The organism is Sphingomonas changnyeongensis (assembly GCF_009913435.1).
Classification (GTDB): Bacteria; Pseudomonadota; Alphaproteobacteria; order Sphingomonadales; family Sphingomonadaceae; genus Sphingomonas_B; species Sphingomonas_B changnyeongensis.
The window spans coordinates 2,550,661-2,570,516 of record NZ_CP047895.1; the positions used below are offsets into that span (position 1 = coordinate 2,550,661).

General features: G+C 70.7%; 14 protein-coding genes and 4 pseudogenes. 9 read left to right on the forward strand and 9 right to left on the reverse strand.

Going from position 1 to position 19,856, the window contains the following annotated elements; all coding sequences use genetic code 11:
* The 4 genes from GVO57_RS12540 to radA form a co-directional block, all read right to left on the reverse strand.
* Complete coding sequence (locus tag GVO57_RS12540; protein WP_233281377.1) at positions 1 to 1,791, reverse strand: monovalent cation:proton antiporter-2 (CPA2) family protein; 1,791 nt, start codon at positions 1,789 to 1,791, stop codon at positions 1 to 3.
* Positions 1,791 to 2,228, reverse strand: a complete 438-nt coding sequence (locus GVO57_RS12545) for an iron-sulfur cluster assembly scaffold protein (RefSeq protein ID WP_160593481.1) — start codon at positions 2,226 to 2,228, stop codon at positions 1,791 to 1,793. The genes GVO57_RS12540 and GVO57_RS12545 overlap by 1 nt, the downstream gene beginning before the upstream one ends.
* Before the next feature lie 63 nt (positions 2,229 to 2,291).
* Positions 2,292 to 2,864, reverse strand: a complete 573-nt coding sequence (locus tag GVO57_RS12550) for a CvpA family protein (RefSeq protein ID WP_160593483.1) — start codon at positions 2,862 to 2,864, stop codon at positions 2,292 to 2,294.
* 9 nt (positions 2,865 to 2,873) lie between these two features.
* Positions 2,874 to 4,247, reverse strand: a complete 1,374-nt coding sequence (gene radA, locus GVO57_RS12555) for a DNA repair protein RadA (protein ID WP_160593485.1) — start codon at positions 4,245 to 4,247, stop codon at positions 2,874 to 2,876.
* A gap of 78 nt (positions 4,248 to 4,325) precedes the next feature.
* On the opposite strand from radA, the gene GVO57_RS12560 reads away from it, so the two are divergent.
* The 8 genes and pseudogenes from GVO57_RS12560 to GVO57_RS12595 all read left to right on the forward strand — a co-directional run bounded on the left by GVO57_RS12560 (position 4,326) and on the right by GVO57_RS12595 (position 13,301).
* A complete protein-coding gene (locus tag GVO57_RS12560) occupies positions 4,326 to 5,072 on the forward strand; it encodes an endonuclease/exonuclease/phosphatase family protein (RefSeq protein WP_160593487.1) in 747 nt (248 codons plus the stop codon).
* Between the two features lie 2 nt (positions 5,073 to 5,074).
* A pseudogene (locus GVO57_RS12565) lies at positions 5,075 to 7,353 on the forward strand (patatin-like protein).
* Between the two features lie 450 nt (positions 7,354 to 7,803).
* Positions 7,804 to 8,480 (forward strand): annotated as a pseudogene (pyrF, locus tag GVO57_RS12570) (orotidine-5'-phosphate decarboxylase).
* 7 nt (positions 8,481 to 8,487) lie between these two features.
* Positions 8,488 to 9,122: pseudogene (locus tag GVO57_RS12575) on the forward strand (phosphoribosylanthranilate isomerase).
* Complete coding sequence (gene trpB / locus GVO57_RS12580) at positions 9,119 to 10,351, forward strand: tryptophan synthase subunit beta (RefSeq protein ID WP_160593489.1); 1,233 nt, start codon at positions 9,119 to 9,121, stop codon at positions 10,349 to 10,351. The pseudogene GVO57_RS12575 and the gene trpB overlap by 4 nt, the downstream one beginning before the upstream one ends.
* Entirely contained in the window at positions 10,348 to 11,166 is an 819-nt protein-coding gene (trpA, locus tag GVO57_RS12585) for a tryptophan synthase subunit alpha (RefSeq protein ID WP_160593491.1), read from the forward strand. The genes trpB and trpA overlap by 4 nt, the downstream gene beginning before the upstream one ends.
* Positions 11,163 to 12,014: an acetyl-CoA carboxylase, carboxyltransferase subunit beta gene (gene accD / locus GVO57_RS12590; RefSeq protein ID WP_160593492.1), complete on the forward strand. Its 852-nt coding sequence runs from the start codon at positions 11,163 to 11,165 to the stop codon at positions 12,012 to 12,014. The genes trpA and accD overlap by 4 nt, the downstream gene beginning before the upstream one ends.
* Positions 12,015 to 12,026: 12 nt before the next feature.
* Complete coding sequence (locus tag GVO57_RS12595; RefSeq protein WP_160593494.1) at positions 12,027 to 13,301, forward strand: bifunctional folylpolyglutamate synthase/dihydrofolate synthase; 1,275 nt, start codon at positions 12,027 to 12,029, stop codon at positions 13,299 to 13,301.
* A gap of 29 nt (positions 13,302 to 13,330) precedes the next feature.
* Here the strand turns inward: GVO57_RS12595 and GVO57_RS12600 are convergent.
* The 5 genes and pseudogenes from GVO57_RS12600 to GVO57_RS12620 all read right to left on the reverse strand — a co-directional run bounded on the left by GVO57_RS12600 (position 13,331) and on the right by GVO57_RS12620 (position 19,133).
* Positions 13,331 to 14,661: pseudogene (locus GVO57_RS12600) on the reverse strand (AmpG family muropeptide MFS transporter).
* A 158-nt stretch (positions 14,662 to 14,819) separates the two neighbouring features.
* Positions 14,820 to 16,541: a putative bifunctional diguanylate cyclase/phosphodiesterase gene (locus GVO57_RS12605; RefSeq protein WP_160593496.1), complete on the reverse strand. Its 1,722-nt coding sequence runs from the start codon at positions 16,539 to 16,541 to the stop codon at positions 14,820 to 14,822.
* Positions 16,542 to 16,608: 67 nt separating this feature from the next.
* Complete coding sequence (locus GVO57_RS12610; RefSeq protein WP_160593498.1) at positions 16,609 to 17,166, reverse strand: Smr/MutS family protein; 558 nt, start codon at positions 17,164 to 17,166, stop codon at positions 16,609 to 16,611.
* The gene (gene mltA, locus GVO57_RS12615) at positions 17,147 to 18,316 is read right to left on the reverse strand and encodes a murein transglycosylase A (protein WP_160593500.1); all 1,170 of its coding nucleotides are present in this window, start codon (positions 18,314 to 18,316) and stop codon (positions 17,147 to 17,149) included. Before mltA ends, GVO57_RS12610 begins: the two co-directional genes overlap by 20 nt.
* A 163-nt stretch (positions 18,317 to 18,479) precedes the next feature.
* Positions 18,480 to 19,133, reverse strand: a complete 654-nt coding sequence (locus GVO57_RS12620) for a Tim44/TimA family putative adaptor protein (RefSeq protein WP_160593502.1) — start codon at positions 19,131 to 19,133, stop codon at positions 18,480 to 18,482.
* Positions 19,134 to 19,348: 215 nt separating this feature from the next.
* On the opposite strand from GVO57_RS12620, the gene secB reads away from it, so the two are divergent.
* The gene (secB, locus tag GVO57_RS12625; protein WP_160593504.1) at positions 19,349 to 19,849 is read left to right on the forward strand and encodes a protein-export chaperone SecB; all 501 of its coding nucleotides are present in this window, start codon (positions 19,349 to 19,351) and stop codon (positions 19,847 to 19,849) included.
* Positions 19,850 to 19,856 lie beyond the last annotated feature (7 nt).

The window sequence follows — 19,856 nt, forward strand, 5'->3', positions numbered from 1 at the left end:
TCACCCGCTTTCCGCCGGGATCGGCGCGGCGGCGGTGGCGACCGCATCCGATCCGTCCATGCGGATCATCATGTCGTCGGCGGCGTGAATGTCGCCGGTGCGCGCCTGTTCGGCCAGCCGCCGGCCATCGACATCGCGGTAATGCCGCTCGGCCCGGTCGATCTCGTCGGCATCGATTTCAAGCGCCGCCATCGCCCCGCGCGCCATGGCGATCGCCGATTCATAAACCTCGCGCACCGCGCCGGCGATCGGCGCATCGTGCAGCCGCATCATCTGCCGCCGGTCGAACGCGCGGACAAAGATCTGCGCGCGCGGAAAAGCATGGGCGATGACCTGCATCTGCGCGGCGTCGAGCTGGCCGCCATCGACGCAGAACAGGATCAGCTGCGCATCGGCCGCCCCTGCCAGGCGCAGCAGATCCAGCCGGGTGCCGTCGCCGAAATAGACCTTCACGCCAAAGGCGATGCTGGTGTCGATCTGGCTGGCCTTGCGGTCGATCATCGTCACCGACAGGCCCTGGGCGGCGAGCATCTGCCCGACCGTCTGGCCGAACCGGCCCCAACCGACAACGATGGCGCGCGCGCCGTCCGCCTGCGGCCCGGCCAGATCGGTGCGGTCGGCGGGCGCCTCGCGGAACCGCCGGCCGAGCATCATCAGAAACGGTGTCGAGGCCATGGACAGGGTGACGACGGCGCTGAACAGGCTGGCGGCCTCGGGCGCGATCAGCAGCGCCGCCTGCGCCTGGGCAAACAGCACGAACCCGAACTCGCCCCCCTGGCTCAACAGCAGGCCCATGCCGAGCGCCTGCCGCCACGCCATGCCGAACCCGCGCGCGAGCAGGCCGATCACCGCCGTCTTGATGGCGATCAGCCCGGTCGCGATCGTCAGCACCAGAAGCGGCCGCGCCATGATCGCCCCCAGATCAAGCAGCATCCCCACCGCGATGAAGAACAGGCCGAGCAGGATCGAGCGGAACGGATCGACATCGGCCTCCAGCTCGTGGCGATAGGGCGAATCGGCGAGCATCACCCCGGCGATGAACGCGCCCAGCGCCGCCGACAGGCCGAGCGCCTGCATCGCCGCCGCGCTGCCGAGCACGGCGAACAGCCCGGCGGCGACGAACAGCTCGCGTTCCCCCAGCCCGCCGATCAGCCGGAACAGCGGGTTGAGGACATAGCGCCCGGCGAGCACCAGCGCGGCGATCGCGCCCAGCGTCGACAGGCCGAGCAGCCAGCCCGGCGGCGCATCGGCGGGGACCGGCGCGCGCGACAATGCGGCGACGATGGTGATCAGCGGGACGATCGACAGATCCTGGAACAGCAGCACCGAAAAGGCGCGTTCGCCAAAGGGCGTGCGCAGCCGCCCGGCCGATTCGAGCATCGGCAGCACCTGGGCGGTCGAGGACAGGGCCAGCGGCAGGCCGATGGCGATGGCAGCGGCGGCGCTCAGCCCGGTCGCCAGATAGACGAACAGCGCCAGCGCGATCCCGCACAGCACCACCTGCGCCAGACCAAAGCCGAAAATGTCGCGCCGCAGCCGCCACAACCGCTCGGGCGACAGTTCCAGCCCGACAAGGAACAGCAGCAGCGCGATGCCCAGTTCGGCGATGCCGAGCTTTTCCTGCGCGTCGCCGACCAGCCCCAGCCCCTGCGGCCCGATCAGCGCGCCCGCGACCAGATAGCCGAGCACCGCCCCCAGCCCGAGCCGCCGGAAGACGAGCACCAGCACCAGCGCCGCGCCCAGCATGACGACACCGTCGCGCAGCAGCCCTGCGGGTCCATGGCCTTCCATCAACGCTGCCTTTCGGTGAGAGCTGCATCAGCCGCCGCCGCCGCCGCCTCGAACGGCAGCCGGATCGCGCCGTGCCGGCCGGCATGCGGCCGCGCGCGGGCGAGCAGCATGAGATCGGGCCAGTCGCCGGGTTCATCGGCCGTGCCCGCCAGCCATGCGGCCAGCGCATCGCGCGCCGCCGCCAGTTCGCCCGGCGTCCGCCCGATCGCCGCCCGCGCCATCAGACAGGCCGATGCCTGGCCGAGCGCACAGGCGGACAGGTCGATGCCCAGCGCCGCCACCCGGCCATCGGCGTCCAGATCAAGGTCAAGGGCGATGGCGCTGCCGCACGGCACCGCACGGCGCGCGACGGTGGCCATCGGCGCGGCCAGCCGGCCCAGATGGGGAATGGACGCCGCCAGCCTCAATATCTCGGTCGTGTAGAGCGGCGCGGTCATCGCCCCAGACTTAGGCGATAGCGGCGGGTGTTTCACCCCCCGATCGCCGGGCGGCGGCGATTGTCAGCGACGCAAAGTCCCGGCCCGGCCATCGGGGCCGTCGGCTGCGGCATCATCGGTTCCGCCCCCACCGGCACCCGCGCCGTCGCGCTGGCGGTGCAGATAATCGACCATCGCCCGGCTGGTGGCGTTGAGCAGCGGATAGGTGCGCGCGTCACGCAGCCAGGCCGGGCGCTGGCGCGGACCGCCTTCGAACAGATCGACCGCAAAGGCGAGGACGAGGAACATCAGGCTGGCGGCGAGCAGCGCCTTTAAAAATCCAAAGCCGAAGCCGAGCGCGCGGTCGAACGGGCCGAGCAGCGACTGGCGGGTGCGCGCGCCGAGCGACCGGGCGAGCAGCCGGCCAAGCATGAAGGTGCCGGCAAACAGCAGCAGGAACGCCCCCGCCGCCGCACCGGTGCGCGTGCCGATCATCGGCGTGAGCAGATCGGCGGTCGCGCCGTGCCCGACGCGGACGGCGATCACCGCCATCACCCAGGCGATCAGCGACAGGCTTTCCTGCACAAAGCCGCGCAGGCCGCCCATCACCGCGCCGGTGCCGAACATGAACAGGACGATGACGTCGAACGCGGCCATGGCCTGCGGCTAACCCCGGCCGAGCAGATGGTCAACGAGGCCGCCCAGCCGCCCGAACCGGGTCAGGCCGATGCCGTCCGCCCCGGCAACGCCGCCGGGAACCAGCGCCTGTTCAAAGCCGAGCTTCGCCGCCTCGCGCAGGCGCAGCGCCGCGTGGGCGACCGGCCGGACCTCGCCCGACAGCGCGATCTCGCCAAAGGCCACCGCCTCGGCGGGCAATGGCCGGTCGGTGAGTGCCGACACCAAAGCCGCCGCGACCGCCAGATCGGCCGCCGGATCGGTGATGCGGTAGCCGCCGGCGATGTTCAGATAGACCTCGGCGGTCGAAAAGCTGAGGCCGCAGCGCGCCTCGAGCACGGCCAGGATCATCGCCAGCCGCCCGCCGTCCCAGCCGACGACCGCGCGGCGCGGCGTCGCCCCGCTCTGCAGCCGCACGGTCAGCGCCTGGATCTCGACCAGCACCGGCCGCGTGCCTTCAAGCGCCGGAAAGACGACCGCACCGCTCACGCTGCGGTCGCGGTGGGTGAGGAACAGCGACGATGGGTTGGCGACCTGTTCCAGCCCCTCCTGCCCCATGGCGAACACGCCGATCTCGTCGGTGCCGCCGAACCGGTTCTTGATCGCGCGCAGGATGCGATACTGGTGGCTGCGCTCCCCCTCGAAGCTCAGCACCGTGTCGACCATATGTTCAAGCACGCGCGGCCCGGCGATCGATCCGTCCTTGGTGACATGGCCGACCATGACGAGCGCGGTGCCGCGTTCCTTGGCGAAACGGATCAGCTCGCCCGCCGCCGCGCGCACCTGGCTGACCGTGCCGGGCGCGCCCTCGATCAGGTCGGAATGCATGGTCTGGATCGAATCGATGACCAGCAGGTCGGGCGGGGTGTCGCCGCCCAGCGTCGTCAGAATGTCGCGCACCGAGGTGGCGGCGGCGAGCCTGACCGGGGCCGCACCCAGCCCGAGCCGGCGGGCGCGCAGCCGCACCTGATCGGCCGCTTCCTCGCCCGAGACATAGGCGACCGACCGTCCGGCCCCGGCCAGCAGCGCCGTCGCCTGCAGCAGCAGGGTCGATTTGCCGATCCCCGGATCGCCGCCGATCAGCGTCGCCGATCCGGCGACGAAGCCGCCGCCCAGCGCCCGGTCCAGCTCGGCAATCCCGGTCGCCATGCGCGGCGGCAGCGGAATATCGGCGTCGAGCCCGACCAGCTCGATCCGCCGCCCGCCCGACTGGAGGTTGTGGCGCGCCTGAAACGGGCTGGCGGGCACGGCCCCCTGATCCTCGACCAATGTGTTCCATTCACCACAGTCCGCGCACTGCCCCGCCCATTTGGGCGAGACCGCGCCACAGGCCTGGCAGACATAGCGTTTCTGGGGCTTCGGCATGGCCCCGGTCTAAGCCGCCGCGCGGCCGGGGCAAAGCCATTTGCCTTTCACCGCCCGCACCGGCAGGGTCGGCGCGCAATGGTTCTGCCCGCCCCGACCCCGCCCGTAACCATCCGCGTCGCCAGCTATAATATGCGCAAGGCCATCGGCACCGACCGCCGGCGCCGGCCGGAACGGGTGATCGACGTGCTCAATGAAATCGGGGCGGACATCGTGGCGCTGCAGGAGGCGGATCGCCGCTTCGGCCGCCGCGAAAGCGCGCTGCCCGCACCGCTGCTTGCCGATCACAGCCGCTACCGCGCGGTCGGCTTTCCGCTGCGCAATGGCGGCATGGGCTGGCACGGCAATGCGCTGCTCGTCAGCGACGCGGTCGAGGTGATCGACAGCGATGTGCTCCACATCCCCTCGCTCGAACCGCGCGGCGCGGTGATCGCCGAACTGCGGATCGGGGCGGTCGAACTGCGCGTCGTCGGCATGCATCTCGACCTGTCGGGCCTGTGGCGGCGGCGGCAGGCGCATGCGATCCTCGCCCGGCTGGCCGATGCGCCGCCAATGCCGACGGTGGCGATGGGCGATCTCAACGAATGGACGCGCGACCGGGGCTGCCTGCGCGATTTCGGCCAGTCCTTCGCCTTTGCGCCGTGCGGGCGCAGCTTCCACGCCAGCCGCCCGGTCGCAGCACTCGACCGGATCATGTACGGGCCGGAGCTCGATCTGGTCGATTGCGGCGTCCACAGCACCCCGCATGCGCGCCGCGCGTCGGATCATCTGCCGATCTGGGCCGAACTGACGCCCGCCACCCCCGGCGGCGCAAAGGAGGGCTGAGGATGCGCGAAAAGGAGCTTCGCCTCGCGCTGGTCTGCTATGGTGGCGTCAGCCTTGCCGTCTACATGCACGGCATCACCAAGGAAATCTGGCACCTCGCCCGCGCCAGCCGCGCCTATTGCGACAGCCGCTATTTAACCGGCGCGCCCGAAATCTACCGCCAGCTGCTCGACCGGATCGAAACCCATGCCGGGATCAGGCTGACCGTCTTTGCCGACATCATCGCCGGGGCGAGCGCGGGGGGCATTAACGGCGTGTTCCTGGCGCGGGCGCTGTGTTCCGGCCAGTCGCTTGATCCCTTGACCGATCTGTGGCTGGAAGCCGCCGATGTCGAACGGCTGATCGATCCCGATGCGCGGGCCGGGCGCTTCTCCAAGCTCTGGGCGCTGCCGCTGGCGATGATGGCCGACCGCAGCGGCGCGGCCATGGCAAGCGTCGATCCCGCGACCCGGGCCGAGGTCAGGCGCAAGCTCGGCTCGTTCGTGCGCGCGCGCTGGTTCGAACCGCCCTTTGGCGGCGAGGTGTTCACCGGCCTGCTGCTCGACGCGTTCGACGCGATGGAGGCGGCGCCCGCCGGCCCGCCGCTGATGCCCGACGGCCAGCCGCTCGACCTGTTCGTCACCGTCACCGATTTTCGCGGCCATCCCCAGCGGCTGCGGGTCAACAGCCCGGCCGAGGTGGTGGAGACCGAACACCGGCTGACCTTCGCCTTTTCCGACCGCGCCGACACAGGGCTGGGCGCAAGCGCCGAACTGGCCTTTGCCGCGCGCGCCACGGCCAGTTTTCCGGGTGCCTTTCCCCCGTTCACCGTCGGCGAGATGGACCGGGTGCTCGCCGCGCGCGGGCGGCAATGGCCGGCGCGCGACGCGTTTCTGCACCGGATGCTGCCGCGCCATCACCAGGCCGGCATGGCCGAGACGGCGGTGATGATCGACGGATCGGTGCTGTCCAACGCCCCGTTCCAGCCGGCGATCCAGGCGCTCAAGAACCGGCCCGCGCGGCGTGAGATCGACCGGCGCTTCGTCTATATTGACCCCAAGCCCGGCATCCGCAGCGTCCGGCTGGGGACGACGGCGGCCGAACAGCCGGGCTTTTTCTCGACCATCCTCGGCGCGCTGGCGGAAATCCCGCGCGAACAGCCGATCCGCGACAATCTGCAGGCGCTCGACCGCCGGTCGCAGCGCATCCAGCGGACGCGCCGGGTGATCGAATCGCTCGAATCCGAGGTGGAGGAGGCGATCGAGACGCTGTTCGGGCGCACCTTCTTCCTCGACAGCCCGACACCGGCGCGCATCGCCGCCTGGCGCGCCCGCGCGCAGGAAGCCGCGGCGCGCCAGGCCGGCCATGCCTATGCCGCCTACGGCCATGCCAAGCTGGCGGCGATCATCGACGAACTGGCCCGGCTCGCCCACACGCTCGCGCCCGATGCGGTCACCGCCGAACAGGCGCATGACGCGCTGTGGCGCGCCGCCCATGGCCGGGGGCTGGACCGGATCGGCGCGCGCGGCGGCGGGGCGACGCCGGCGGCGATCGCGCTGTTCCGCGCCCATGATCTGGGGTTCCGCATCCGCCGGCTGCGCTTCGTGCTGCGCCGGCTGGCGGTGATGCAGGACGAGGATCGCTGCGCCCCGCGCGAGGCCGAGGCGATGGAGGCCGCGCTCTATGCGACGCTCGCCCCCTATCTCGACCGCGAAATGACCGGCTTTTACGGGCCGAGCCATGCCGCGCGCGCGGCGGCGGTGATGGCGGAGCCGGACGCGTTCCTGACCGCGATCGAGGCGGCGCGCGACCTGAAACGGGTCGATGACGACGCCGATGCGGCGATGTCGGACGCGCTCGCCGCCTTTCCGCGCGCCGAGCGGCGGCATCTGCTGTTCGCCTATCTGGGCTTTGCCTTTTACGACATCGCGACGCTGGCGCTCAATGACGGCGACTGGGGGGGCGAGTTCGACCCGATCAAGGTCGACCGCATTTCGCCCGACGATGCGGTGGCGATCCGCGCCGGCGGCGCGCAGGCGACGCTGAAAGGCGTGCGGTTCAACAGCTTCGGCGCGTTCTTCAGCCGGAGCTACCGCGAGAATGACTATCTGTGGGGCGGCTGCACGGCGCGGACCGGCTGATCGACATCCTGCTGTCGACCCTGCCGGCGCAGCGCGCGCTGCCGCCGGGGATGGCGGCGACGCTCAAGCGGCAGATCTTCCACGCGATTCTGGACGAGGAAGCGCCGCGCCTGACGGCGGTGCCCGATCTGATCGCCGCATTGCGCGCCGAGATCGGCTGACCCTTACCCCGACCGACCCTGACCCCGGCTGACCTCCACGCCGGGGGTGGCGCTTTGGCGGCGCGCGCTCTAGGGTCGGGGGCATGTCGTTCCTCAAGACCCTGTTCTGGATCGTGCTGGCCGTCACGGTCGCGCTGTTCAGCTTTGCCAACTGGACCATCGTGCCCGTGCGGCTGTGGGACGGGCTGGTGATGGACATCAAGCTGCCCGTGCTGCTCGGCTTTTCCTTCCTGCTCGGGCTGCTGCCGCCGCTCATCCTGTGGCAGGCGACGCGCTGGCGGCTGCGCCGTCAGACGATGATCCATGCCGGTCAGGCGGCGGTCGCCGCCGCACAGGCGGCCCCGGCGCCCGCGCCGGTTGGGGATGCCAGCCCGGTATCGGCCGGCGCGTCGGTGGGCGCGTCCGTCGGGGTCGCCCCGGTCGCGATCGCGCCCGTGCCGCCGGGGGCGCATGACCAGCCCCGTCTATGTGGCGCTCGACACGCCCGATCTCACCCATGCCCATGCGCTTGCCCAGGCGGTGCGCCACCATGTCGGCGGGATCAAGCTGGGGCTGGAGTTTTTCTGCGCCAACGGCCCCGCCGGGGTGCGCGACATGGGCGATCTCGGCCTACCGGTGTTCCTTGATCTGAAGCTGCACGACATTCCCAACACCGTCGCCAAGGCGGTGCAGTCGCTCAGCCCGCTCGCGCCGCATGTGCTGACCGTTCATGCCGCCGGCGGGCGGGCGATGATGGAAGATGCCAAGGCCGCCGCTCCCACCGGCACCAAGGTGGTGGCGGTGAGCGTGCTCACCAGCCTCGACGCCACCGATCTGGCCGATACCGGCATCGCCGGCGATCCGCATGGCCAGGTCGAACGGCTGACCGCGCTGGCGCGTGAGGCGGGGCTGGACGGGGTCGTCTGTTCGGGGCCGAGGTGCGCGCGGCGCGCGCGCTGTGGCCCGGCGGCTTTTTCGTCGTGCCGGGCGTGCGCCCGGCCGGGACCGAGGCGAAAGGCGACCAGAAACGCGTCGTCACGCCGCGTCAGGCGCTCGACAATGGCGCGTCGATCCTGGTCGTCGGCCGGCCGATCACCGGGGCGGAAGACCCCGATCTCGCCGCCCGCGCCATCGCCGCCACGCTCTAGGGCCGCCATGCGCGTCACCGCCAAGATCTGCGGGCTGTCGACGCCCGAAACCCTTGATGCCGCAATCGGCGGCGGGGCGAGCCATGTCGGCTTCGTCTTTTACCCGCCAAGCCCGCGTCATCTGGCGTTCGGCGCGGCCGCAGCACTGTCGGCCCGCAGCGCCGGGCGCGCAGGCCGTGTCGGCGTGTTCGTCGATCCCGACGATGCGCTGGTCGCCGCCGCCATCGACGCCGCGCAGCTCGACATCGTGCAACTGCACAAGACGACGCCCGCCCGCGCCGCCGCGCTCGTCGCCCGGTTCGGTCGCCCGGTCTGGGCAGCGATCGCGATCCGCACCCGCGCCGATCTGGCCGGGGCGCGCGACTGGCAGGGGCTCGCCGAACGGCTGGTCTATGATGCCAAGACGCCCGAAGGCACGCTGCCCGGCGGCATGGGGATGCGGTTCGACTGGGCGCTGCTCGACGGCTTTGCCCATCCCTGCCCCTGGGCGCTGTCCGGGGGCTTGATGCCGACAATGTCGCCGACGCCGCCGGGCGCACCGGCGCGCGCATGGTCGATATTTCCTCGGGCGTGGAAAGCGCGCCGGGGATCAAGGATGTGGACAAGATCGCCCGCTTCCTCCAAGCGGTCGCCCAGCTATGACACGGACAAACTCGCTCCAAAGCCAGCCCGATGCGCGCGGCCATTTCGGCCAGTTCGGCGGACGCTATGTCGCCGAGACGCTGATGCCGCTGATCCTCGACCTTGAACGCGCCTATCGCGCGGCCAAGGACGATCCCGCCTTTGCCGCGGAGTTTGACGATCTGCTGGCCAACTATGTCGGCCGCCCGAGCCCGCTTTATTATGCCGAACGGCTGACCGAGGCGCTGCGCGCCGATGCGCCGGAGGGCATGGGCGCGCGGATCTTCTTCAAGCGCGACGAGCTCAATCACACCGGCGCGCACAAGATCAACAACTGCATCGGCCAGATCCTGCTCGCCCGGCGGATGGGCAAGACGCGGATCATCGCCGAAACCGGGGCCGGCCAGCACGGCGTGGCGACCGCGACGGTCGCCGCGCGCTTCGGCCTGCCCTGCACCATCTATATGGGCGCCCGCGATGTCGAGCGGCAGTCGCCCAACGTGTTCCGCATGAAGCTGCTGGGGGCCGAAGTCCGCCCGGTCGAAAGCGGCGCGCGGACGCTGAAAGATGCGATGAACGAGGCGCTGCGCGACTGGGTCGCCAATGTCGAGGACACGTTCTACATCATCGGCACCGCCGCGGGCCCGCATCCCTATCCGGAGCTGGTGCGCGATTTCCAGTCGGTGATCGGCCGCGAGGCGCGCGCCCAGATGCTGGAGCGCGAGGGGCGGCTGCCCGACCTGCTGGTTGCCGCGATCGGCGGCGGATCGAACGCCATCGGCCTGTTCCACCCGTTTCTCGACGATCCCGATGTGAAGATGCTGGGCGTGGAAGCCGCCGGCAAGGGCCTTGGGACCGACGCCCATGCCGCAAGCCTGGCTGGCGGGCGGCCGGGGGTGCTGCACGGCAACAAGACCTTCCTGCTGCAGGACGAGGACGGCCAGATCGCCGAGGCGCATTCGATTTCGGCCGGGCTCGACTATCCGGGCATCGGGCCGGAGCATAGCTGGCTGCACGAGATCGGCCGCGTGACCTATGACAGCGCGACCGACGACGAGGCCCTGGACGCGTTCCAGCTCGTCTGCCGCACCGAAGGCATCATCCCCGCGCTCGAGCCGAGCCATGCGATCGCCGCCGTCGCGCGGGTCGCGCCGACGATGCGGCGGGACCAGATCATCATCGCCAATATGTGCGGGCGCGGCGACAAGGATATTTTCACCGTCGCCGAAGCGCTGGGGGCGCGGCTGTGACCGACCGGCTGGCCACTGCCTTTGCCCGTGCGCGCGCGGAAGGGCGCGCGGCGCTCGTCACCTTCGTGACCGGCGGCGATCCCGATCCGGCGACGACCCCGGCGATCCTCGACGCGCTGGTCGAAGGCGGCGCGGACGTGATCGAACTGGGCATGCCGTTCACCGATCCGATGGCCGACGGCCCGGCGATCCAGAAGGCCAATCTGCGCTCGCTGGGGGCCGGCACGCGCACCGCCGATCTGCTGGCGATCGCAAAAGGGTTCCGCGCCCGCCATCCGCAGGTGCCGCTGGTGCTGATGGGCTATGCCAATCCGATGCTGGCGCGCGGGGCGGACTGGTTTGCCGATGCCGCCGCCTCGGCCGGGGTCGATGGCGTGATCTGCGTCGATACCCCGCCGGAAGAAGATGACGCGATCGGCCCGGCGCTGCGCACGCGCGGCATCCATCCGGTCAGGCTGGCAACGCCGACCACCGATGCCGCGCGCCTGCCCGCCGTGCTCGGCGGCGCGTCGGGCTTTGTCTATTATGTCTCGGTCGCCGGCATCACCGGGCTGCAACAGGCAGCCCCCGATGCCGTCGCATCGGCGGTCGCGCGGCTGAAGGCGGCGACCGATCTGCCGATCGCCGTCGGCTTTGGCGTCCGCACGCCCGAACAGGCAGCCGCCATCGGCCGCACGGCGGACGGCGTCGTCATCGGGTCCGCGATCGTCGAGCTGGTCGAGGCGCATGGCGCCGCCGCCCCGGCCGCGATCCGGTCTTTCGTGTCGGCCCTGGCGCATGCGCTGGCCGGCGCGCGTCAGGAGGAAAATGCATGAGCTGGCTGAGCCGCGTCCGCAACGCGCTGCCTTTCGTCGCCAAGCGCGATACGCCCGACAATCTCTGGCACAAATGCCCGAGCTGCGGGCAGATGATCTTCACCGCCGAATATGAGGAAAATCTGTCGGTCTGCCCGAAATGCGACCATCATGGCCGCATCGGCGGGCGGGCGCGGTTCCGGCAGATTTTCGACGATGGCAGCTTCACCCTGCTGCCCCAGCCGCGCGTGGCCGAAGACCCGCTGCGCTTCCGCGATTCCAAACGCTATGCGGACCGGATCAAGGGCGCGCGCGCCGCAACCGGCGAGGCCGATGCGCTGCTCAACGCCCGCGGCACCATCGGCGGCCGCCCGGCAATCGTCGGCGTGCAGGATTTCGCGTTCATGGGCGGATCGATGGGCCTGGGCGTGGGCGAGGCGATCATCGCCGGCATCCGCGCGGCGGTGACCGAGCGGCGGCCCTATATCATCTTCACCGCCGCCGGCGGCGCGCGCATGCAGGAAGGCATTTTGTCGCTGATGCAGATGCCGCGCACCACCGCCGCGATCGCCGAGCTGAAGGAAGCGGGCCTGCCCTATATCGTCGTGCTCACCGACCCGACGACGGGCGGCGTCACCGCATCCTATGCAATGCTGGGCGATGTCCAGATCGCCGAGCCGGGGGCGCTGATCGGCTTTGCCGGACAGCGGGTGATCGAACAGACGATCCGCGAAAAACTGCCCGAGGGCTTTCAGCGCGCCGAATATCTGCTCGACCATGGCATGCTCGACATGGTGGTGCCGCGTGCCCAGCTGCGCGACACGATCGGCCGGCTGCTCGCCTATCTGGCGCCGCCCGTCGCGGCCTGACCGGTCCCGGCGATGGATTTTGCCCGCTCCGCCGATCCGGCGGTCCAGCGCCAGCTCGACCGGCTGGCGGCGTTGTCGCCGGGCCGCGACATATTGGGGCTGGAGCGCATCTCCGCCCTGCTCGCCCGGCTCGGCCATCCCGAACGCCGGCTGCCGCCGGTGTTCCATGTCGCGGGCACCAATGGCAAGGGATCGACCTGCGCGGTGCTGCGCGCGGCGGCCGAGGCGGCGGGTCTTGTCGCCCATGTCTATACCAGCCCGCATCTGGTGCGCTTCAACGAACGCATCCGCCTGGCCGGCACGCTGATCGACGATCCGCTGCTCGCGGCGCTGCTCGCCGAGGCGCTCGATGCCGCCGGCGATATCGGCCCCAGCTTCTTCGAGGTGACGACCGCGGCGGCGTTCCTCGCCTTTGCGCGCACCCCCGCTGACCTCGCGATCATCGAAGTCGGCATGGGCGGGCGGCTCGATGCCACCAATGCGATTCCAGGGGCGGCGATCTGCGGCATCGCCGCATTGGGCCTCGACCATCAGGCGTTTCTGGGCACGACGCTCGGCGCGATTGCCGGGGAAAAGGCCGGCATCGCCCGCGCCGGCACCGGCATCGTCACCCTCGCCTATCCGGACGAAGCGGAGGCGAGCATCGACGCGATGGTCGCGGCGCGCGGCGCGCGGCGCATCCGCCGGGGCCGCGACTGGGATGTGACGATCAGCGGCGACCGCCTCGCCTATCGCGACGCGGCGGGCACGCTCGATCTCCCGCTGTCGGCGCTTGCCGGGCCGCATCAGGCCGAAAATGCCGGGCTTGCGGTCGCCATGCTGCGCCATCAGCGCGCGGTTGCCGTGCCGGACGATGCGCTGGCGCGCGGGCTGGAGGCGGTGCGCTGGCCGGCGCGGCTGCAGCGGCTTGGCCATGGTCCGGTCGCCCGGGTCGAAACCTGGCTCGATGGCGGGCACAATCCGTCCGCCGCCTCCGCCATCGCCGCGCATTTTGCCGGGCATCCGCCGCTCGACGTGGTGATCGGCATGCTCGCCAACAAGGATGCCGAAACCTTCCTCGGCCTGATCCGGCCGGTCGCGCGGCGGGTGATCGCGGTGCCGGTCGAGGGGCATGACCATCATGCCCCGGCCGATCTGGCGGCGATGGCGCGGGCGATGGGGCTGGACGGCGCGACCGCGCCCGATCTTCCCGCCGCGACCGCCGGTCTTGCCGGACCGGTGCTGATCACCGGATCGCTCTATCTGGCCGGGGTCGCGCTCGACCTGAACGGCGAACCGCCGCGCTGAGGCGCGGGGCAGACGCGCCCTCCCCCGGCTCAGCCCTCCGGACGGGCGGCCTGCCCGGCGCTGCCCATCGCCGCGTCGATCAGCCCGGCGCGCATCATCGCCCAGAACAGCAGGATGCCGGGCAGCGCGAGCAGCGTCGTCAGCAGATAGAAATCGACATAGCCGAGCGCCTTGATCATCGCCCCCGCCGTGGTGCCGGTCACCAGCCTGCCGACGATGCTGGCGGCGGCGGAAATCAGCGCATATTGGCTGGCGGTGAAGCGCAGATCGGTGAGCGCGGCGAAATAGGCGACGACGGTCACGCCGCCAATGCCGCTCGCCAGATTTTCAAACCCGATCGCGGCGGCCATCCCCCAGTTGGAATGACCGGCGAGCGCCAGCAGCGCAAAGCCGAAGTTCGACACCGCCATCAGCACCAGGCTGATCATCACCGACCGTTTCAGCCCCAGCCGCGCGAACAGCACCCCGCCCAGAAAAATGCCGACCAGATAGGCGATGAAGCCGATGCCGACATCATAGGTCGCGATCTCGTCATTGGTGAAGCCGAGATCGTTGAACAGCAGCCGGAAGGTCAGGTTGGCGACGGTGTCGCCGATCTTGTGCACCAGAATGAACAGCAGCACGAGTAAAGCACCGGAACGACGGAAGAATTCCGTCAGCGGTCCGATAATCGCCGCGATGATCTGAGTAAGGCCGCGCTGTTCGGCCGGGGCCGGTGGCGCTGCGGCTCGCCAAAGGCCAGCCCGGCCAGCATCGCCGGCAGCGCAAAGGCCGCGCAGGCGATATAGGCCGGCGTCCAGCCATGGCGGGCGGCGATGTAGAGCGCGAGCGCCCCTGCCCCGGCCGATCCGATCCGCCAGCCATATTGCGACATGCCGGACCCGGTGCCGAGCTGGCGCGGCTCGAGCAGCTCGATCCGGTAGGCGTCGATGACGATGTCGAACGTTGCGCCGGCGAACCCGACAAGGATCGCGGCGACCGCCATCGCCATCAGCCCGGCACCGGGATCGGCAAGGCCGAGATTGACCACGGCGGCCATCACCAGCGCGCCCGCCAGCAACAGCCAGGACACGCGCTGGCCCAGCCGCCCGATCAGCGGCAGGCGCACCCCGTCGACGATCCACGCCCAGAGCGGTTTCAGATTGTAGACCAGAAAGGCAAGCGTGAAGGCGGTGACTTCCTTCTTGTCGATCCCCGCCTGGGCAAGCCGCGTCGTCAGCGTCGCGCCGATCATCGCAAACGGAAAGCCCGAGGAGACGCCGAGCAGAAACGAGGCGATGGGCGCACGTTCGAAATAGGGCGCGACCAGATCGGTCAGCCGCGCGGCGCGCGGCGCACCGCTTTCGTGACTGGCGGTCATCGGCGGCACGCCCGGGCTGAGGAATGCGGGCGAGACGAACGAGAGGCGGAATGACGGTCGCGGATCATCGCGCCTGATTGGCACGGCGGCGCGGATGCGAACACTGTTTTTTATGGGCGAACCGGCGGCTCGGGCGGCGCGCGCGCCCGGCGCCGCAATCAGCCCGGCAGCGCCCCCGAAACCGGCTGGTGGCTGAGCGCATGGCCGCGCATCCAGTCGAGAAAATCCTGTTCGGGCATCGGCCGGGCAATCGCATAGCCCTGGACGAGATCGCAGCCGATCACGCGCAGGATCGCCAGCTGCTCGGCGGTTTCCACCCCTTCGGCCACCACCTCATGCCCCAGGCCATGGACCAGCCCGGTGACCGCCTGGGCGATGGTGCGGGCGGCCGCACAGCGGTCGATATCGGCGGTCAGCGAGCGGTCGATCTTCACCCGGTCGATCGGCAAGTCCTTCAGCCGCGCGAAGTTGGAATAGCCGGTGCCGAAATCGTCGATGGCGATGGTCACGCCCTCGGCGCGCAGCCGTGCGAGCTCGGCCAGCGTCTCGTCGCCGCACTGCATCGCCATGCTTTCGGTGATCTCAAGCTCAAGCAGCGCGGGCGGCGCATCGTGGCGCACCAGCGCATCGCGCAGCCGGGTGAAGAAATCCGGGCGCACGATCTGGCGCGGGCTGACATTGACCGCCAGCCGCCCGATCCCGCCATGCTGCGGCCCCAGCTGCTGGCCGATCCGCTGCCAGTGCGCGAGCCGGCGGGCAAACTCCTCCAGCGCCCAGTCGCCCAGTTCGTGGATGATGCCGCTTTCCTCGGCACGGGGAATGAAGCTGCCCGGCGCGCGCAGCCCGTCGACCGGATGGTGCCAGCGCATCAGCGCCTCGACCGCGGCGATGCGGCCGCTCGCCAGGGCAAGCTGGGGCTGGAACACGAAGGTGAACTCGCCCCGGCCGAGCGCGTCGCGCAGTTCGCGCTCCAGCCGGCTGTTGTCGGCCAGCCGTTCGGCAAGCATCGGGGTGAAGCTCTGCACCTGCCCGCGCCCGCGCTCCTTGGCGTGATACATGGCGGCATCGGCGGCGCGCATCAGTTCGGACAGGGTGCGCCCCTGCGCCGGGCTGATCGCCACGCCGATCGAGGCCCCGATCTCGACCGGCTGGCCGGCCAGATCGAACGGCTCGGTCAGCGCGAACAGCAGCGCGCGGCCGATCTTCTCCGCCTCGTCGCGTTCGCCGACGCCCGGCGCGAACAGGGTGAACTCGTCCCCCGCCAGCCGCCCGATCAACGGCGGCGTGGCAAAGCGCGGCGGCTGCCCCTCCTCAGGCGCCACCACGGCGCGCAGCCGGTTGGCGACCTTGCCGAGCAGCAGGTCGCCCTGCGCATGGCCGAAGGAGTCGTTGACCGCCTTGAACTTGTCGAGATCGATGAAGAACAGCGCGCAGGGCGTCTCGCCCGCCTCGCGCAGCATCCGCCCCGCCTCGCGCCGGAAATGCACGCGATTGGCCAGCCGCGTGACCGGATCGAACATCGCCAGATGATGGACAGTGTCCAGATTGGCGCGCACCTGCGCCATCAGCCCGTCCATCGCGCCGCCAAGATCGGGCAGCACCGCGGTGACGCGCGGCGGCGTCGGCGACACCAGATCGCCCTCGGCCGCCAGCGACAGCCGCTCGATCGCCGCATCCACGGCATCGGCATGGCCCGACACCGCACGCTCGGCCGAGGCCCAGCTCATCGCGCCGCAGATGATCGCGATGATGATCGCCTGGGCAAGGTCGGCGCCCGACGCGCCCATCCCCGCGCCCGCGAACAGGGCGAGGATGAACGCGACCGCACCGACACAGAAGGCGAAGGCGACGGCACGGCTTTTGAGCGTCATCCCCTCCACTGTTCCTGCCCCATCATCGCGCTGCCAGCCCTCCCCATGGTCCCGGGCCGGTCATGACAAAGCCGGGTTAAGATATTCTCGATCCGCGCGGCCGCCGCAGCACGATATAGAGCGCACCGGCACCGCCGTGGCGCGGATGGGCGGTGCGCACCGCGGCAATCGCACCGGCATGGCGCGATGCCGCCAGCCAGTCGCCGACCGCAGCCCGGATCGCCCCGCGCCCCGATCCCGGCGCGCGCGGCCGCCCCGTCACCAGCAGCAGCACCCGCGCCCCGCGCGCAATCGCCTCCGCCAGCCCGGCGTCGAGCACGCGGTAAGCCCCGTCAAGGCTGTGGCCGTGCAGATCGACGGCCAGATCGGGCACCACCAGCCCGCGCGCCAGCTTGCGGTCCCAGCTGCCGTCGAGCGTGTTGGGCGGCGGGGGCGGCGCAGGGCTGACCGTCCGGGGCGGCGCGGCGGCAGGCCGGGCGGCAGCGCCGCGCGGCGCGGCGCGCATCGGGGCCGGCGGTGCGGGTGCAGGCACGGCGGGCGGCGCGACCGCCTGCCCGCCCCCCGGCGTCAACGGCCTGACGGTCGCGACCAGCCGGGTCCAGAGCGCCTGTTCCTCAGCGCTGAGCGGCCGCATCGTCCGCCCGGCCCGGCACTGATCCCGTCGCCGCATCCAGCGCCTGCGCGCGCGCCAGGCTGCCCCGGGGCAGCAGCAGCAGCGCCCGGCCCCGCGCCGACATGCCGCCGGCAATCTCCGCCGCGCGCGGCCCCGCGCCCCAGAAGCTGTCAAACCGGTTCGCGCCCTTGATCGCCCCGCCGGTGTCCTGCGCGATCCACAGGCCGTTCGCCTCCGCCCGGTCGACCGCCAGATGCACGGGCGCACCCAAAGGCACGAAGCGGGGATCGGCGGCCAGCGTCGCCTCGGGCGTGACCGGCAGGCCGAGCGCGCCGAGCGGCCCCGGCCCGGTCAGCTCGCGAAAGAACACATAGGACGGATTTTCGCGCATCAGCGCGATGCCGGCATCGCCATTGGCGGCGATCCAGGCCGAAATGCCCTGCATCGTCGCCTGGCCCGGCCCCAGCAGCCCGCGCTGGCGCAGCAGCGCGCCGATGCCGACATAATCATGGCCGTTCTGCCCGGCATAGCCGATGCGGACGATGCTGCCATCGGGCAGGCGCAGCCGCCCCGAACCCTGCACCTGCAGGAAGAACAGGGCGACCGGATCTGCCGCCCAGCCAATCTCCAGCCCCTTGCCCGCCAGCGCCCCGGCCTCGATCGCCGCGCGGTCGAAATAGGGCACCAGCCGGCCATTTTCGACCCGGCCGCGGATCGTGCGCCCGGCCAGGCTTTTGGCGAATGCGCCCAGATCGGCCTCGATCAGGTCGGGCGGGCGGCGATAAATGGGTGTGCGATAATCCGGGCCGGGCGCGCGCGCGGCGGCGATTTCCGGCTCGTAATAGCCGGTGACGAACGCCCGGCCATCGCCGACGATCACGGTTTCGAAATTGTCAGCGAAAAAGCCGGTTGCGGAGGTGGCGCGTGCGGCCTCGGCACACACGCCGCTCCAGTCGAGGCCCGGAATGCCCGCCATCGCCTGACGCCTGACCAGCGACGGGCAGGACAGGCGAAATGCGGCAAGCGCCCGCTCGGCGCCCGCCGCATCCAGCCCGATTTCTGCAACCGGCGGCCCGGCGCTCAGCCCCGCCGCCCAGGCGCTTGCCGGGGGAGCCTTGGGCGGTGATGGGGACGGAATGACGGTCGGGGCCGGCGCGGCGGCGGGCGGCACCGCAGGGCCGGGCGCGCGGGCGGCGGCACCGGCGCGCGCGGTCCGGCGACGCAGGCGGACAGCGCCAGAGCCGCCGCCAGCAGCGGAGCGACGTTAAGACGCGCGGCGACGTCCAGACGGGCGGCGACCGGCGCGGCGATTGCCGCCGCCCCGGTGCGGGGCATCATGCCGCCTCGTCGGTTTCGACGAGCAGCCAGTTGGGATCGTTGCTGCGCAGCGTGCGGCTGAACGTCCACACATCCTCGGTCGACACCGCGTCGGTCAGCGATCCCGCGATCACCTCGCCCTTGGTGTCGCGCGTCACCGCCGCAATATCGGCGCTGAACGCCACGGTGACGAACGCCTGCCGCCCTTCCAGCCGCGCGGCGGTGATCACCGCGCGCTCGATCGACACCAGCCGGTTGTCGAGCACCTCGCCCGCCTCGGCACGGGCGGCAATCGCCTGTTCAAAGGCCTCACGCACCTCGTCCCCGGTCAGCCAGCCCAGCTCGTCGGTATCGCCGCGCCAGAATGCCTCGAGGATCATCCGATAGGCACCCTTGGCCCCGTCGAGGAAGCGCGCGACATCGAATGCGGAATCGGTCTGCACGATCTGGCGCACGCCGGCGGCGGCACCGGGTGCGATCATGGAATCGGTGGACAGCGCCGGTTCGGCCGGGGCATCGGGCAGCGCCCGCGCAGCCGGGTGGGCGACCACGCGCTCATCGGTCGGTTTCGGCGGCAGCGCCTGTTCATGGCCGCTGCGTTTGCCCAGCACCATGTAGAGCCTGAGCGCCAGAAATGCCGCCACCATGGCAAGAAGGACGATCCCGACCACCAAACCTCCCAAATCACTATGCCCGAACATAGGCATGTCGGCCCGCCGTTTCAAATGGCAGCATCGGCGCACGCCGGACAGCCGCAGGGCCGCTTGCTTGAACTCGCGGGCAGTGCCTGCTACGCGCCCGCGACGTTTGGCGCCAGCGCCAAATCCATTTCACCGACCGGATCCGATGCCGCAAGGCACGCCGACAGACAAAGGCCTCAGAGACGATGACCGAAGAAACCAGCGCCACGCCCGAACAGGATTTCGCCAACGGCGCGGACACCCAGCCCCAGGTCGGCATCATCTCGCAATATGTGAAGGATTTCTCGTTCGAGAATCCGAACGCCCCCAATGTCTATCAGTGGCAGGGCCAGCCGCAGATCGACGTCCAGTTCAACATCGGGTCGAACAAGGTCGCCGACGACGTCTATGAAGTCGTGATCAAGATCGACGTGAAGGCGGTGTCGGCCGACCGCACGGCGTTCCAGGTCGAACTGGCCTATGCCGGGCTGTTCGGCATCCGCAACGTGCCGGAAGAGCAGATCCAGCCCTTCTGCTATGCCGAAGCCCCGCGCCTGATCTTCCCGTTCGCCCGCCGGATCCTGGCCGATGCGGTGCGCGACGGCGGCTTCCCGCCGCTGATGCTCGAGCCGATCGACTTTGCCGGCCTGTATGTGCAGCAAGCCCAGGCCCAGCTCGCCCAGAGCCAGCCGGCCGGCGAGGCCTGATCCGGCA